This window comes from Streptomyces sp. NPDC057280 (genome assembly GCF_042668605.1).
In the GTDB taxonomy this organism is placed as follows: Bacteria; Actinomycetota; Actinomycetes; order Streptomycetales; family Streptomycetaceae; genus Streptomyces.
Genome location: NZ_JBHUYR010000001.1, coordinates 404,281 through 420,052, shown reverse-complemented (window position 1 = coordinate 420,052; position 15,772 = coordinate 404,281). Strand labels below are relative to the sequence as shown.

Genomic DNA, 15,772 nt, shown 5'->3' with positions numbered 1-15,772 from the left:
ACGACGGGGTACAGCTTCGCGAATACGGTGGCCGCAACGCGCCAACATTGCCACACTCCGTCATGTGTCGTGGAGTACGGGGGAGTTGAAGCCGAAAAGGCTGGCAGCGCTTGGTGTCTTCGTATTGATTCTGGCCGCGGGGTTCTGGGCCGCCTTCACCTTCGTCGAGAACGAGAAGGCGCTCGACCTCGTCGTCGCCGTCGCGGGGACGCTTCTGGTGGCGCCGCTGCTCTGGGCGGGTCGCATCCTGGCGGAGAACATCAGGTCCACCGGTGACGAGGCATCCGAGCTGTTGGCGAAGGCGGCCGAGGCGCTGGCGAAGGATGCCAGTGCGCTGTACAGGAAGCGGCAGGGAAACCGGCGTCTGGACCCAACAGAGCGTCCGGTTCCGGTGCGCTGGGCATGGGCGCACCATGAAGGCGTCGGCCTGCCCGAGGCAGTCGTCGGGCCGGGGGCCGGCGTCGGCACGCCGTCCTTCGCCGTACTGCCCGACGCCGAGGCTGCCTCGCCGGTCACCCTGAACGAGGGGGAGCTCGACGACCTGTTCCATGTCTACGCCGGTATCCAGACCGGGCGCATGGTCGTACTCGGGGAACTCGGAGCCGGCAAGTCGGCGGCTGCGGTTCTCCTGGCGGTAAAGGCGCTTGCGCACCGTGAAGACATTCGCGAGCCGGCGAACCGTGAACAGGTGCCCGTACCGGTCCTGCTCACCCCGTACGGGTGGAACCCTGAGCGGCAGACAGCGCAGGAATGGCTCGCCGAACGGCTCGTGAGCGACTTCAAGAGCTTTCGAGGGCGCCGCTTCGACCCGCGAACGCCGGCGCGGTTGATCGACGAGGGGCGCATCGCGGTGTTCCTCGACGGCTTCGACGAGATCGACACCGGAAAACGAGTGGCGGCCCTGGAAGCTCTGCACGGGCTCAGTCGCCAAGTCCGGGTGGTGATCTTCAGCAGGAGCGAGGAATTCATCCAGGCGCTGCACGCACAGCCGCTGTCCGGTGCCGCCGTGCTCGAGCTTCAACCGGTGGCCGCCGAGACGGCTGCGGACTGTTTCGCGGACTGGCAGACCGCCGGACTGCCGCCCCGTCTGCGCGAACGCCTGGCGGAACACCTGTGGGCACATCCTGACGGCGTTCTGGGGCAGGCGCTCAGCACGCCGCTCATGCTGACCCTGCTCAGAGACGCCTTCCGCGGCATGGACGCTGCGGAGGCCACGGAAGTCGTGGACAAGCTCCTCTCGCCTTCGGAGTTCACCTCCGCCGAGGAGATCAACGACTATCTGCTCGATCGCGTCCTGCCCGCCGCGTACCCCCCGAGCCGTCCGGGTGCCCCCACTCCGTACACCCGGGATCAAGCGGAGCGCTGGCTGCGTCTCATCGCCGCCAGGATGACCGCCCACGGGACGCCCGAGCTGGCATGGTGGCAGATGCACGAGTGGGCCTCCGCCTCGTGGCGGATCGCGGGGGGTGTGGTCGGTGGCGGACTCGCCGCGGGGCTGGCTGCCGCACTCGTCTCCTGGTTCACCGATGATCTCGGTGAGCGGACCGTCATCGGTTTTCTCCCGGCCTCGGCGGTGGGCGGCGTCCTGGGACTCGCCACCGCGATCGTGACCGAACGGCGGGCCACGCACGTCAACTTCCCCGGCGGTTCCGGCGAAACCCGGTTCAACCTGGGGATGGGGCTGATGGCCGGTCTCGCTGTCGGGAGCGCGGTGGCGCTGACCGTCGGCCCTGCGTCCGGTCCGGCAGCAGCCGCCACGGTGGGTCTGGCCGCCGCTCTGACGGCCGGAACCGCGACGGGAAGGGCCGCAGGCGGAGATGGTGTGCCTCCTCCGCACTTCACCACTGACCCGAACGCCAAGCCGGCGGAACGGTTTCTGGGTCGGCTCATCGCGGGAATCCAGGCCGGCCTCGGCGCGGGGATACCGGCCGGGCTGGCCGGCGGTATCCCGCTCGGACTCGCGCAGGGCCTGCAGCGCGGGCTCGGTGTCGGCCTGGCGATCGGTTTCGCCTACGTCCTCGCGTTCGGGCTCCTGGACGGCTTCACCCGCATCACGCCCGACCAGGACTCTCCGGTCGGCCCGCTGTCGGTCTGGGTCCAGGACCGAAGGCACGGCCTGGCAACGGGGGTTGTCTTCGGCCTCGCCATGGGGTTCGCCGCAGGGCTCACCGATGCCCTCGCCACCGCCCGCCATGATCCGCTCAGTGTGGCGGTACCGGTAGGACTGATCACCGGAGTGGTGATCGGGGTCGTCACCGGGACCGCGGCCGGGCTCACCGTGTCCAACAGCTGGCGGACCGCGGTCGTGTTCGTGCAGTTGTGGGCGCAGGGAGTCGTCCCGCTGCGCGCCATGCGTTTCCTGGACGACGCCTGCAAACGGCAGGTGCTGCGGGAGACCGGCCCCACCTATCAATTCCGGCACACCCGTCTGCGGGATCGGCTGACCGCTCTGGCCGCCGACCAAGGCTGAACACGGGTCCGGCACGTGGAGACTGCCGCCCGCGCCCGTTTCGCGTGCCCCCTGGAAGCCCTTCGACCAGCCAGAGGGCACAGCGGGGGGCACCTAGGGGTTGTACGGCGTGTGGGTGATGGAGGAGACCTTGAGGTAGCGGGCGCCGTCAGAGGTGGCCCAGGTGGAGGAGTCCGGGTTGCCGGGCCAGTCACCGCCGACGGCGATGTTGGCGATGAAGCGCAGGCTCGTCCCGGCCGGGGTTCTGTACCAGGTGGTGCCCGTGATGTTGCCGTCCACGGCGAAGTCGATGTGGTCCGGGAACCAGCTGAACGAGTAGGTGTGGTACGCGTTGGTCCAGCCGGAGGAGTTGGTCCTGGAGAACTGCTGCTGGGCGTTGTTGATGTCGTGGGACGTCTGGTAGACGACGTTCGGGTTCTGTCCGACGATCTCAGCGGCGTCGAACTCGGGCAGCCACGGATTCAGGGCTGCCGCCCACACGGCCGGCAACAGTCCCCGTCCGTTGGGCATGTTGGCGGTGAAGCTGTAGGTGCCGTACCCGTACGCCGCCGTCGACTCCACACGACCCGAGTAGTAGACCCCGCCCCCGGCGTTGTACGCCTTGATCACCAGAGTGTTGCCCTCGTACCAGATGCAGTCCGGCCGGTACGTCTCCAGCTCGTTGTTGGCGGTCCACCTCGCGTTGATCTTGTTCCACGAGTTGACGGTCACCGGGCTGCCCCAGGATGCGGCCCGTGCGGTCTGCGAACCCAGCATGAGCGCGGGAGGCACGGCCAGTGCGGCACCGAGTATGCGTCTGCGGCTGGGCCGGCGAGGTGGGAGGGTCATCGCAGCTCCATTGCTTGGATGAACGAGGGGGGTTGGGAGCGATCCCACGCTCCACTTGTCGCTGGACTGTAGGATTCCGTTTGACCTTTGACAAGATGTGCCGCATTGATCTGTGCATTTCTTTGCTAGTTGAACGCACGGGCGGCCCCCCGGTCGTGCCCGGTTCACATGCCGGCGGCCTCGGTGTGGTCGGGCCGGCGCAGGCCGTGAAGGTTGCGGTAGGCGGCCCTGGCGGGTGGGGTCCAGCCGTCCAGCAGGGCGGGGTCGGGGCGGTAGACCTCGACGCCGAGGGGGCGGCAGACGTCCAGGGGGTCGCGGGCGTCCGGGCCCCACAGCGGCACGGACAGGTCACCGCCGGGACAGGTGGACAAGGCGCAGAGAAGATCGGTCTCGGCGAAGAACTCGAAGTGGTCGCCGGGGCGCGCGGGGCAGTCCTTCATGAAGTACTGGTCGGCGTCGTTGAGGCCGGTGCACTGGAAGACGTTGAGCACGTCGTGCACGTCGAACTCGGTGAGTCCGTACGGCAGTACGGCCCGGACCAGGTTCGAGTGACAGTGGAAGTCGAAGTCCTCGCCGGTGAGCATGCGGTTGACGTACGGGTCGCAGCGGGTGCCCAGCAGGTCGTGGACGCGTCCGCCGTCGGCGTCGACGCCGTAGTCCGCCAGCGAGTCGGCGGTGACGGTCAGCAGGGGGCGCAGGAACGGCAGGTTCGACCAGATCCGGTCGTACGTCGAGATGTGCGCGCGCTGCAACTGGCGGGTGCGGGCGGCCCACATGCGCTCGCGCGGGTCGTTGAGGTTCCACACGTTGAGGTCGCCGACCTGGGGGCCGTCGACGGTGACGATCCGGCACAGGTGTCCCTGGGGGACGGTCCAGGCGCGGCCGGAGCGTATCGGGATCTCGAAGGAGTCCACCAGCTCGTGCTCCACGCCGGCGAAGCGGTCGTAGAAGGCGCGGTCGATGTCGAGGGCGCCGCCCTTCGTGCTCTGGTAGGCGGCCGCCGCCTTGGACGACGCGGATGCGGTGGGGGAGGTCATCGCTTGCCTTTCGGTGCTGTTGTCGTACGGGAGTTGGCGCGTACGGCGTCGAGCACCGTGCGTTCCGAGTCGTCGAGGTAGAGCCGCAGTGCGGCGGCGGCGTCCGTGCGCCGGCCGCCGCGGATCAGGTCGCAGATCTCGCGGTCGCGGGCGACCCACGGAGCCTGGAAGGCGCCCTCGTCCGCCATGACGGCGAAGGCCAGGCGCAGTTGGGCGATCGTCACCCGGAAGAAGCCGTCCAGCCGGGCGCTGCACAACAGCGCCACCAGCGACTGGTGGAAGCGCAGGGACGCGGTGCCGACCTTGTCCCACGCCTCCGCGGACACGGCCAGTTCGGCGGCGGCGACCTTGGTCTCCATCGCGTCGAGCAGCGGTTCCGGGGCGAGCGGGCTCGCCTCGACGGCGCTGAGTTCGAGCGTCCGGCGGGCGATGTAGATGTCCGTCACGTCCTCGGCGGACAGGGTCTTCACCGCTGTGCCCTTGTGCAGCCGCTGCGTCACCAGGCCCTCGTCGTGCAGGGTGCGCAGGGCCTCCCGCAGGGTGTTGCGGGACACCCCGAGCTCGGCGGAGAGCGCCACGTCCCGCAGCGGGGTGCCCGGTGGCAGGTCTCCCTCGACGATGCGTTCGCGCAGCACATCGGTCACCAGGACGGGCCGTCCGGCGGCCGCCGCACTGTTCTGAGTCGACATGGCCACACCCTAGCGCAGGATTTGTTGAACAAAAAAGGCCTCGCTACTGGCCTGATGAGACCTGTCGACATGCAGCATTCAGGGAAATTTTGACCTTTTACCTGGCTGAAACAATGAGGCGCCACCATCGTCGGCAACCAGATTGTTCAACAGTCTCAGTTCCGGTCGAGAGGCCCCCTCATGCGCGTCCCCGTCCCCGCCCTCATCCGCTCCGCCACGGCCCTCGGGGCCATCGGCGTACTCCTCGCCCTGTCCGGCTGCTCCGGCGGTTCCTCGACGGCCGAGGCGGACGCTTCAGGCACCATGACCGCCGGCACCCTGACCGTCGGCTCGGACCTGACGTATCCGCCGTACGCGTACCTGGACGGCAAGACCCCGGCGGGCTTCGACCCGGACATCTCCCGGGCCCTGGCCAAGGCCTCCGGGCTGAAGGCGACCTTCGTCGACACGCGCTTCGAGCAGCTGATAGCCGGCCTCGGCACCGGTCACTTCGACGTGATCGCGTCCGACCTCTACATCACCGACGAGCGCAAGAAGCAGGTCGACTTCATCCCGTACTTCACCACCGGCAACTCGATCGTGGTGAAGACCTCCGGCAGCCTGAAGCCCACCGGGGTCACCGGCCTGTGCGGAAAGACCGTCGCGGTGATCAAGGGCGGCCAGATCGTCCAGAAACTGCGCGACGAGGCGAGCAAGGAGTGCGAGGCCAAGGGCGGCAAGGCCATCGACGTACGGGAGTTCGCCACCGATCCCGAAGGCACCCAGGCACTGCTGTCCGGCCAGGTGGACGCTCAGGTCACCGACGGCGCGGTCGCCAAGGCCGCCGCCGACAAGACCGGCGGAAAGCTCACCATCTCCAGCACGGAACTGATCTACCCCGTCCAGTCCGGACTCGCGGTCAAGCGGGGCGACACCGCCCTGAAGAAGACCCTCACCGACGCACTCGCCGAGTTGAAGAAGAACGGCACCTACGCCGAGCTGCTGAAGAAGTACAACCTCGGCCGGGCCGAGGCGAGCTGATCATGGGCAGTTTCGACTGGCACTACACCATCGGCCTGCTCGCCGACGCCGACCTGTGGCGGGCGGCCCTGCTCGTCGTCGAACTGGCCGTCGCCGCCTGGGTCCTGTCCACCGCGCTGGGCCTGCTCGTCGCCCTCACCCAGCAGTCGCGGCTACGCCCGCTGCGGCTGCTCGCCTCCGCGTACGTCTGGTTCTTCCGCAGCCTGCCCCTGCTGGTCCTGCTGATCTTCGTCTACAACTCGCCGCAGCTCTTCCCCGAGCTGAGGCCCCTGCTGTCGAGCCCCTTCACCGCGGGTCTGGTCGCCCTCGTGCTCAGCGAGACCGCGTACATCGCCGAGATCCACCGCGGCGGTCTGCTGGCCGTGGGCAAGGAACAGGGCGAGGCCGCACAGGCGCTGGGCATCCCGTACGCGGGCGTGCAGCGGCACGTGGTGGTGCCGCAGGCGTTCCGGGTCGCGCTTCCCGCGCTGGGCAACGAGTTCATCAGCATCCTCAAACTGACCTCGCTGGTCAGCTCCATCTCCCTGGCCGAGCTGCTGCTGGTCGGCCAGCGCCTGTACACCCAGAACTTCCTGGTCCTGGAGACGCTGCTGGCCGTCGCCCTCTACTACGTCATGCTGGTCACCGTCTTCGACCGGCTGCGGGCCCTGCTCGAACGCCGCCTCGACGTCCGCAGACGCCGTACGAAGGCCGGGGCCGACACCGCCCCGGAGACCGAGGCCGTCCCCGCGACCCTGGCACGGACGCGGCCCCGCACCCCGCACGGGGGCGAGGTGGTGGTACGGGCCCGCGGACTGCGGAAGTCGTTCGGCCCGGTGACCGTCCTGGACGGCGTGGACCTCGATGTGCACCGTGGTGAGGTGGTGGCCGTCATCGGCCCCTCGGGCTCGGGCAAGACCACCTTCGTCCGCACGCTCAACCACCTGGAACAGCCCGACCAGGGCAGTGTGGAGATCGACGGCCGGCTCATGGGCGGCAAGGACCGTGAACTCGCCGCCCAGCGCCGTCACGTCGGCATGGTCTTCCAGCGGTTCAACCTCTTCCCGCACCGGACCGTGCTGCAGAACATCACCCTCGCGCCCCTCCAGCAGCGGCTGTGCGGCCGGGCGGACGCCGAACGCCGGGCACGGGAACTGCTCGGCAAGGTGGGCCTCGACTCCCATGCGCACAAATACCCCCACCAGCTCTCCGGCGGCCAGCAGCAACGGGTGGCCATCGCCCGCGCCCTGGCCATGGACCCCAGCGTGCTGCTCTTCGACGAACCGACCTCGGCCCTCGACCCCGAGCTGGTGGGCGAGGTCCTGTCGGTGATGAGCGACCTCGCCGCCGACGGCACGACGATGGTCGTCGTCACCCACGAGATGCGCTTCGCCCGCGAGGTCGCGGACTGGGTGGTCTTCATGAACCAGGGCCGCATCCTGGCCCAGGGCCCGCCTGAGACGGTCTTCGACCACTCCGGCGAACCGCGCCTGGAACGGTTCTTCGCCGCGATCGGCCCCGCGTGAATCCCGTCGGCCCGGTGTGCGGCCGGGCCGATCCGGGGCCGCCGCACGGCTCAGGTGACTTCGGCGCGGTCACCGGGGGGCTCACCAGCTGCTGGAAGTCCGGCCCGGTCGCAGCGACGTGCTGTCGGTGACGCTCAGGTCCTGGGCTCCTATCACGGACAGCAGTTCCAGCTGCTCGGCTCCCCGGCTTCCGGGGGGCGCGGTGAACCACAGCAGGCGTTGGCGTCCGTCCTCGCTGAGCAGGTTGTAGCAGTCGAGTTCGATGACGCCGAGCGTGGGGTGGACGATTCTCTTGCGGTCCTTGCGGCGCACCGCGACGTCGTGGGTGTCCCACAGGGCTGCGAACTCCTCGCTGCGGCGGCGCAGTACGGCGACCATCCTGGTGATCTCCGCGTCCTGGCCGCGGCGTGCGGACGCCGCCTGGAGGTCGGCCACGAACACCCGGGAGTGGTGCGGGTGATCCTCGGACGGGTACCTCTCGCGCGCCTGCGGATCGGTGAACCAGCGGTACACGAAGCTTGCCGTCGGGCCGCGGTGTGCGGGGGACTCGCCGAGCAGGTCACGGGCCAGGTCGTTCTCCACCAGGGTTTCGTGCAGGTCGGTGATGACGCGCGCGGGGGTGTTGGACAGCCGGTCCAGCAGCCCGAGAAGCGCGGGCTGCACATGCGCCGACGTTCCATGGGCCGACGGCGGGATCGGCCGATCGGCGAGGCGGAACAGGTGATCGCGCTCGTCGCCGTTGAGGCGCAGGGCCCGGGCGAGGGCGGCCAGGGTCTGGGCCGAGGGCTGCACGCCGTTCTTCGCGCTACCGCGTTCCAACTCGGTGTAGTAGTCGGCCGACAGCCCTGCCAGCTGGGCGACTTCCTCGCGGCGCAGCCCGGGGACGCGCCGGCGCGGGCCTTGGGGGAGACCGACCTCGGCGGGGCGGATGCGGTCGCGGCGGGTCCGGAGGAAGGCGCCGAGTTCTGGAAGGTTCACCTCTTCATGGTCGCTCGTGCGTCGAGTCGTATCCAGGGGGTGGCGTCCCCTGGGTAAACGCAGCCCTGGCTAGGGGTGGGGGACCGGCTGATCGTTGAGGGCGCAGCAGGGCGACGGCGAGACCGCGGCCCGACCCGCAATCACCCCAGGAGTCAGTCATGCCCCTCCCCACTTCCCTCGACGGGCTCGAAACCCCGGCCCAGACCCGAGTCGCGATCGTCACCGGCGGCTCGCGCGGCATCGGCCGCCGGACCGTCGGCCGGCTGGCCGCCGACGGGTACGACGTCGTGGTCGGCTATGCCGGCAACCACGGCGAGGCCGAAGCAGCCGTGAAGGAGGCCGTCACCGCCGGCGCCCGGGCGATCGCGGTACGTGCCGACGTCGCCGACGAGTACGCCGTCGAGGCTCTGTTCGACGCGGCCGAGGCGGAGTTCGGCGGTGTCGACGTCGTCGTGCACGCTGCCGGGCGGGCCCACATGGCGCCGATCGCCGAGCTGGACCTGGCCGTCCTGGACGACCTGCACCGCACGAACATCCGCGGCACGTTCGTCGTCGCCCAGCAGGCAGTACGTCGGGTGCGCCGCGGCGGTGCGATCGTGACGTTCTCGACGTCCGTGGTGGGGCTGGCCTTCCCGAACTACGGCGCGTACTCCGCCAGCAAGGGCGCGGTCGAGGCGCTGACGCTGATCCTGGCCAGGGAGTTGCGGGGCCGGGACGTCACCGCCAACGCCGTCGCGCCCGGCCCCACGGCCACCGACCTGTTCCTGGACGGCAAGGACGAGGAGACCATCGCCCGTCTGGCCGCCCAGCCTCCGCTGGAGCGGCTCGGCACCCCGGCCGACATCGCCGAGGTCGTCGCGTTCCTGGCCTCCCCGGCCGGCCACTGGATCAACGGACAGGTCGTCCGCGCCAACGGCGGAATCGTCTGAACCGCCCGCAGCCACCCCATCGATCAACGAAAGGCCCTGTCATGAGGAACGACGACACCCGAAAGGTCATCCTGGTCACCGGGGCCTCCAGCGGCATCGGGGCGCTGTCCGTGCGTGCTCTGGCCCTCGCCGGTCACACCGTGTACGCGGGCATCCGCCAGACGGCGACCCGCAACGTGGCCGCGGTGGCCGACCTGGCCCGCTTCGGCACTGACCACCAACTCGACGTACAGGCCGTTGAGTTGGACGTCACCTCCCAGGAGTCCGCCGACGCCGCGGTCGACCGGATCCTCGCCGAGCACGGCCGGCTGGACGTGGTCGTGCACAACGCCGGCCACATGGTCCTGGGCGCCGCCGAGGCGTTCACCACCGACCAACTCGCGGACCTGTACGACGTGAACGTCCTGGGCACACAGCGCGTCAACCGCGCCGCCCTGCCGACGTTGCGTGAGCAGGGCTCGGGGCTGCTGGTCTGGATCGGCAGCTCCAGCACCCGCGGCGGGTGCCCCCCGTTCCTGGCCCCCTACTTCGCAGCCAAGGCCGCGATGGACGCGCTGGCCGTCAGCTACGCCGCCGAGGTGCTCCCGTTCGGCATCGACACCGCGATCGTGGTGCCCGGTGCGTTCACCACCGGCACCAACCACTTCGCCCACGCCGGCGCCCCCGCGGACCGTGATCGTGCCGAAGCCTACGACCAGCGTCACCGACCCGTGATGGACGATCTGGGCAAGCGTCTGGCCGCGCTCATCCCTCCGGACGCCGATGTGACAGAGGTCGCTGAAGCCGTCGTGCGCCTGGTCGCGATGGCGCACGGCACTCGGCCGCTGCGCACCCACGTAGACCCCAGCCGCGACGGCAGCGAAGTCGTCTCCGCGGTCGCCGACCGCGTCCGCGCCGACTTCTTCCGCCGCATCGGACTGGACAGCCTGCTCACCGCAGGCAGCTCCCTGTAACGCCCCACCGAGAGAAGGAACAACCAGCCATGCCTTTCGCGAACTTCAAGGTCCCCGAGAAGACCCTCACCCCGAAGCAGAAGGAGCAGATCGTCACCCGCACCACCGAGCTGTACGTCGAGATCTACGGCGAGCGCGCCCGCGCCAACACCATGGTGCTGGTCGAAGAGGTCGCCGACGGCGGCTGGGGCATCTCCGGCAACGTGCTGACCCTCGCCATGCTCGGTGAGGCGACATCGTCCGACACCGGCGACGCCTGACCGCACCGGCCGCCATGCGGCCAGGACAGCACCGTGAAACCGAGGGCCGCCGATCACACCCGGCGGCCCTCGGCCGAGCTCAGCCGGCCCCGTCTCGGCCTGAGGAGTTGGGAACGCGGCATCGCGGATCTAGGCTCTGAACCATGCACTCGGCAGCACCCCCGGCAGCGCCCCGTCCGGCGCAGGTGTTCTCGACGGCACACACGCCGCCGGGGGAGCGGCTGCGGGCCTGGGAGGAGCACAACGCCGACGCCCTCATCGCCCTGACGTGCCGCACCACGGGCGGCGCGGACTTCCGGGCGCGCGAGGACAACCTCGACCTCGGGCGGGTGCATCTGGCGCGGGTGCGTACCACGGCGCACATGGTCGAGCGTCCCGCCGACCTCATCGAACGGCGGCCCACGGGTTCCGTCGCGATCTACGTCTCCCTGCGCGGGGAGGCGCTGTTCCAGCAGGCCGGCCGGCGGCAGGTCGTCCGCCCCGGCGACGTCCTGGTCTGCGACGCGGACGGCAGCTTCGTCCGCGGGTTCGGCCAGGGGCTGGACGAACTGGCGGTCCGCGTGGACCGCGGCGCGCTGCCGGACGGCGTGCACGTCGGAGAGCCGCTCATCGTGCGGCGCGACGAGAGCAATCCTTACGGCCGCGCGCTCGCCCGCATCGTCGGACGTGCCGTCGGCGTCGCGGGCGCGACCCGCCCCGACGAGCAGGCCCTCGTCGACCTGGCGTCCGTCCTCGTGAGCGACGGGGCCACGCGCCCGCCCGTCGTGCATCGCGCGCTCGCCTGCGCCCTCGTCGAGGACCGGCTGGACGATCCGCGCCTGTCGGCCCCCGAGGTCGCCGGCGCGGTCGGCATCAGCGTCCGTCAGCTCACCCGCGTCTTCGCCGACGCGGGCACGACGTTCCCTCGCTACGTCCTCGGCCGGCGCCTCGAAGTCGCCCACGGGCTGCTGACCGGCCCGGACGCCGCCGAGCTGCGTACGGCGACGGTGGCGACGAGATGCGGATTCAGCTCGGTCGCCCACTTCTCGCAGACCTTCCACGCCCGGTTCGGCATCACCGCGGGCGAGTTGCGCCGTACGGCCGCGAAGCGGGACTGAACCACCTCGGGCGCACCACCGTCGCCCTCGCCACAGCGACGAAGCGCCTTCGAAACAGCCGCGTCATACGGATTTCGGCCGTCCTCCAGCCCGTACCGCCCGATGCGGCCGCGGCCGGGGGCACGCTGCCTTCAACGCACCGCGAGAAGAAGGTGAGAGGCCCCATGCCCGAGTTCAACGACGGTCAGCAAGAGACCGGACTCCCGACATCGTCGCAGGTCGAGACCGATGTCCTGATCGTCGGCTCCGGCCCGGCCGGCGCCTCGGCGGCGCTGTTCCTGTCGACCCTGGGGATCGACAACATCGTGATCACCAAGTACCGGTGGACCGCGAACACGCCCCGGGCGCACATCACCAACCAGCGGGCGATGGAGATCTTCCGCGACATGGGGATCGAGGACCAGGTACTGGCCGACGCCACCCCCCACGACCTCGTCGGTGACACCGTCTTCTGCACCTCCATCGCGGGCGAGGAGATCGGCCGCATCCACACCTGGGGCACCCGGCCCGACCGGGAGGCGGACTACCGGCTGGCCTCCCCCTGCCTCACCGTCGACATCCCGCAGACCTACCTCGAACCGATCCTGGTCAAGAACGCCACCGTCCGCGGCACCCAGACCCGCTTCTCCACCGAGTACCTCTCGCACACCCAGGACGACACGGGCGTCACCGTCCGGGTCCGCGACCGGCTCACCGGCCACGAGTACGACATCCGGGCGAAGTACCTCATCGGCGCCGACGGTGCCCGCTCCCGGGTCGCCGAGGACATCGGCCTGCCCTACGAGGGCGCGATGGACATCGCCGGTTCGATGAACATCACCTTCAAGGCCGACATCGCCTCCTACGTCGGCCACCGGCCGTCCGTCCTGTACTGGGTGATCCAGCCGGGCGCCAACGTCGGCGGCATCGGCGCCGGTCTGGTCCGGATGGTCCGCCCCTGGAACGAGTGGCTCATCGTATGGGGCTACGACATCAACTCCGAGCCGCCCGTCGTCGACGAGACCGAGGCGATCCGCATCGTGCGCCAGCTGCTCGGCATCCCGGACCTCGACGTCGAGATCACCGGCACCAGCCTCTGGGGCAACAACGAGATGTACGCCACCCACCTGCACAAAGGCCGTGTCTTCTGCGCCGGAGACGCCATCCACCGCCACCCGCCGAGCAACGGCCTGGGCTCCAACACCAGCGTCCAGGACTCCTACAACCTGGCCTGGAAGCTCGCGGCGGTGCTGCGGGGGCAGGCCGACCCGTCGCTGCTGGAGACGTACTCGGCGGAGCGGGCGCCGGTCGCGAAGCGGATCGTCACCCGGGCCAACAAGTCCAGCCGCGAGTTCGCCGACCTCTTCCAGGCCCTCGGCGTCCTCGACGCCAAGGACGAGGACGAGATGCGGGCCCTGATCGAGGAGCGGAAGGCGAACACCCCCGAAGGCGCTGCCAAGCGGGCCGCCCTGGTGGCGGCGATGGAGACCAAGAACTACGAGTTCAACGCGCACGGCGTCGAACTCGGCCAGTTCTACGAGTCCGCCGCCGTCGTCTCCGACGGCACCCGGCCCGTCCCGAGCAGGGACGAGGACCTCTACCACGTCATGTCCACCAGCCCCGGCGCGCACCTTCCACACGCCTGGGTCGGCGACAACGTCACTAAACTCGCCCTCATGGACCTGGCGCCGTACACCCGCTGGACCCTGCTCACGGGCATCGCCGGTGAGGACTGGTCCGGCGCTGCCGAGAAGGTCGCGCAGGAGCTCGGCATCCCGCTCGACACGGTGGTGATCGGCCCGGGCCGCGAGGTGACGGACCTCTACTACGACTGGGCCAAGCTGCGTGAGGTCGAGGAGTCCGGCGCGATCCTGGTGCGCCCCGACAAGCACGTCGCCTGGCGCGCCATGAGCCTCGCCGACGACCCCGCGGCCGCGCTGCGTGGCGCCCTCACCCAGCTCCTCGGAAAGGCCTGACCTGTGCGCTTCACCCACGAGACGCTGCCGCAACGGGTCGTCTTCGCACCCGGAGAGGCCATGACCGCCGTGGTGGCCGAGGTGGCCGCACTGAAGGCGACGAAGGCGATGCTGATCGCCGCGTCGACGGAGGCGGCCCTCGCCGACCGTGTCGCCGCCGATCTGCCGGTGGCGGTGCGCCACGACGAGGTCGTGATGCATGTCCCGGTCGACGTCGCCGAGCGCGCCCGCAAGGCCGCGGTGGAAGGCGCCGTGGACGTGCTGGTGTGTGTCGGCGGCGGCTCGACGACCGGTCTGGCCAAGGCGGTGGCGCTGACGACCGGCCTGCCGATCGTGGCCGTCCCCACCACGTACGCGGGTTCGGAGGCGACGAACGTCTGGGGCCTGACCGAGGGCGAGGTGAAGAGCACCGGCGTCGACCCGAGGGTCCTGCCGCGCTCGATCGTCTACGACGCCTCACTGATGCTCACCCTGCCGGTGGAGATGTCCGTGGCCAGCGGCCTCAACGCCCTGGCCCACTGTGTCGACTCCATGTGGGCTCCGCGCGCCGACCCGATCGACCGGGCCCTGGCGGGGGAGGGGATCCGGGGCCTCGCCCAGGGCCTGCCCGCGGTAGTCGCCGACCCGGCCGGGCTCGAAGGACGCCAACAGACTCTCTACGGGGCCTACTTGGCCGCCGTCGCGTTCGCCTCGGCCGGCTCGGGCCTGCACCACAAGATCTGCCATGTGCTGGGCGGCATGTTCAACCTCCCGCACGCCCAGACCCACGCGGTGGTGCTGCCGCACGTGCTCGCCTTCAACGCCCCGGCCGTACCGGAGACCGAGCGGCGCATCGCCGAGGCCTTCGGCAGCCCGACGGCGGTGGCGGGACTGGCCGCACTGCGCGAGGCGCTCGACGCCCCCCGGGCGCTGCGCGACTACGGCATGCCCGAGGACGGCATCGCCCGGGCGGTCACCCCCGTCCTCGCCGCCGTCCCCGCCGACAACCCCACTGCTGTGACCGAGGAGAACCTCACCGCGCTCTTGCGTGCGGCCTGGGAAGGAAGTGACGCCGTATGACGCTCCACGATGTGTCTTCCGAGCAGGCGGCCCGGGAGGAAGACCTGATCGCGCGCGTGCAGCGCTCCTTCGACGCCTGTGAGGACCCTCGGCTGAAGGAGCTGATGCAGGCGATCGTCAAGCACCTGCACGCCTTCCTGCGCGACGTCCGCCTCACCGAGGAGGAGTGGAAGCAGGGCATCGATTTCCTCACCGCCGTCGGTCATCTGACCGACGACAAGCGCCAGGAGTTCATCCTGCTCTCCGACACGCTCGGGGCGTCGATGCAGACGATCGCCATCAACAACGAGGCCTACGGCGATGCCACCGAGGCCACCGTCGTCGGCCCCTTCTTCGTCGAGGACTCCCCGAGGATCGAGCCGGGCGGGGACATGTCCTTCGGTGCCGCGGGCGAGCCCTGCTGGGTCGAGGGAACCGTCTCCGACGCCGCCGGGAACCCGATCGCCGGGGCGAAGATCGAGGTGTGGGAGGCGGACGAGGACGGGTTCTACGACGTCCAGTACGACGACGACCGGGTGGCCGCCCGCGCGCACCTGTTCACCCAGGCCGACGGCAGCTACCGCTTCTGGGGCGTCACCCCGACGCCGTACCCGATCCCGCACGACGGCCCGGTGGGCAGGATGCTGGCGTCGACCGGCCGCTCACCGATGCGGGCCTCGCACCTGCACTTCATGGTCGAGGCCCCCCAGTGCCGGACCCTGGTCACGCACATCTTCGTCCGGGGCGACGAACTGCTCGACTCCGACACGGTGTTCGGCGTCAAGGAGTCGCTGGTCAAGGACTTCGACCAGCGCCCGGCGGGCACGCCGACACCCGACGGACGGGTCGTGGACGGCACCTGGACCCAGGTCCGCTTCGACATCGTCCTCGCCCCCGCCGACAGCAGCGGCTGACGTGGGTCCGCGGCAGACTGTGCGGCGCCGAAAGATGTAAGAGATTAACTGCCTCCTGAATGAGTACTACTCATTCAGGAGGCAGTTCGCTGACAGGCC

At 70.0% G+C, this 15,772-nt stretch carries 14 protein-coding genes; 10 read left to right on the top strand and 4 right to left on the bottom strand.

The window, feature by feature from the left end; genetic code table 11:
• Positions 1–64: 64 nt before the first annotated feature.
• Positions 65–2,470: an NACHT domain-containing protein gene (locus ACFUO4_RS01860; RefSeq protein WP_383478778.1), complete on the top strand. Its 2,406-nt coding sequence runs from the start codon at positions 65–67 to the stop codon at positions 2,468–2,470.
• A gap of 93 nt (positions 2,471–2,563) precedes the next feature.
• On the opposite strand, the gene ACFUO4_RS01855 is transcribed toward ACFUO4_RS01860, so the two are convergent.
• From ACFUO4_RS01855 to ACFUO4_RS01845, 3 genes are all read right to left on the bottom strand, one after another.
• The gene (locus ACFUO4_RS01855; RefSeq protein WP_383478775.1) at positions 2,564–3,298 is read right to left on the bottom strand and encodes a family 16 glycosylhydrolase; all 735 of its coding nucleotides are present in this window, start codon (positions 3,296–3,298) and stop codon (positions 2,564–2,566) included.
• A gap of 164 nt (positions 3,299–3,462) precedes the next feature.
• Positions 3,463–4,335 (bottom strand): DUF1989 domain-containing protein, encoded by an 873-nt coding sequence (locus tag ACFUO4_RS01850; protein WP_383478773.1) that lies wholly within the window; start codon positions 4,333–4,335, stop codon positions 3,463–3,465.
• On the bottom strand, positions 4,332–5,024 hold the full coding sequence (locus ACFUO4_RS01845; RefSeq protein WP_383478770.1) for a GntR family transcriptional regulator: 693 nt from the start codon (positions 5,022–5,024) through the stop codon (positions 4,332–4,334). The genes ACFUO4_RS01850 and ACFUO4_RS01845 overlap by 4 nt, the downstream gene beginning before the upstream one ends.
• Before the next feature lie 180 nt (positions 5,025–5,204).
• On the opposite strand from ACFUO4_RS01845, the gene ACFUO4_RS01840 reads away from it, so the two are divergent.
• Positions 5,205–6,044, top strand: coding sequence for an ABC transporter substrate-binding protein (locus ACFUO4_RS01840; RefSeq protein WP_079309149.1), 840 nt, complete (start codon positions 5,205–5,207; stop codon positions 6,042–6,044).
• Between the two features lie 2 nt (positions 6,045–6,046).
• Positions 6,047–7,549, top strand: a complete 1,503-nt coding sequence (locus tag ACFUO4_RS01835; protein WP_383478766.1) for an amino acid ABC transporter permease/ATP-binding protein — start codon at positions 6,047–6,049, stop codon at positions 7,547–7,549.
• 81 nt (positions 7,550–7,630) lie between these two features.
• Here the strand turns inward: ACFUO4_RS01835 and ACFUO4_RS01830 are convergent, their stop codons facing one another.
• Positions 7,631–8,527, bottom strand: coding sequence for a helix-turn-helix domain-containing protein (locus ACFUO4_RS01830; protein WP_383478763.1), 897 nt, complete (start codon positions 8,525–8,527; stop codon positions 7,631–7,633).
• 158 nt (positions 8,528–8,685) lie between these two features.
• On the opposite strand from ACFUO4_RS01830, the gene ACFUO4_RS01825 reads away from it, so the two are divergent.
• The 7 genes from ACFUO4_RS01825 (at position 8,686) to ACFUO4_RS01795 (ending at position 15,673) form a co-directional block, all read left to right on the top strand.
• A complete protein-coding gene (locus tag ACFUO4_RS01825) occupies positions 8,686–9,456 on the top strand; it encodes an SDR family oxidoreductase (RefSeq protein ID WP_079309151.1) in 771 nt (256 codons plus the stop codon).
• 41 nt (positions 9,457–9,497) lie between these two features.
• Positions 9,498–10,409 carry an SDR family oxidoreductase gene (locus ACFUO4_RS01820; RefSeq protein WP_383478760.1) on the top strand — a complete coding sequence of 304 codons (912 nt, stop codon included), beginning with the start codon at positions 9,498–9,500 and terminating at the stop codon, positions 10,407–10,409.
• A gap of 29 nt (positions 10,410–10,438) precedes the next feature.
• Positions 10,439–10,669, top strand: coding sequence for a tautomerase family protein (locus ACFUO4_RS01815; protein WP_383478757.1), 231 nt, complete (start codon positions 10,439–10,441; stop codon positions 10,667–10,669).
• A 143-nt stretch (positions 10,670–10,812) separates the two neighbouring features.
• A complete protein-coding gene (locus tag ACFUO4_RS01810; protein ID WP_383478754.1) occupies positions 10,813–11,766 on the top strand; it encodes a helix-turn-helix domain-containing protein in 954 nt (317 codons plus the stop codon).
• 164 nt (positions 11,767–11,930) lie between these two features.
• Positions 11,931–13,721 carry an FAD-dependent monooxygenase gene (locus tag ACFUO4_RS01805; protein ID WP_079309154.1) on the top strand — a complete coding sequence of 597 codons (1,791 nt, stop codon included), beginning with the start codon at positions 11,931–11,933 and terminating at the stop codon, positions 13,719–13,721.
• Positions 13,722–13,724: 3 nt separating this feature from the next.
• Positions 13,725–14,780: a maleylacetate reductase gene (locus ACFUO4_RS01800; RefSeq protein ID WP_383478751.1), complete on the top strand. Its 1,056-nt coding sequence runs from the start codon at positions 13,725–13,727 to the stop codon at positions 14,778–14,780.
• Entirely contained in the window at positions 14,777–15,673 is an 897-nt protein-coding gene (locus ACFUO4_RS01795) for an intradiol ring-cleavage dioxygenase (protein WP_383478748.1), read from the top strand. The genes ACFUO4_RS01800 and ACFUO4_RS01795 overlap by 4 nt, the downstream gene beginning before the upstream one ends.
• Positions 15,674–15,772 lie beyond the last annotated feature (99 nt).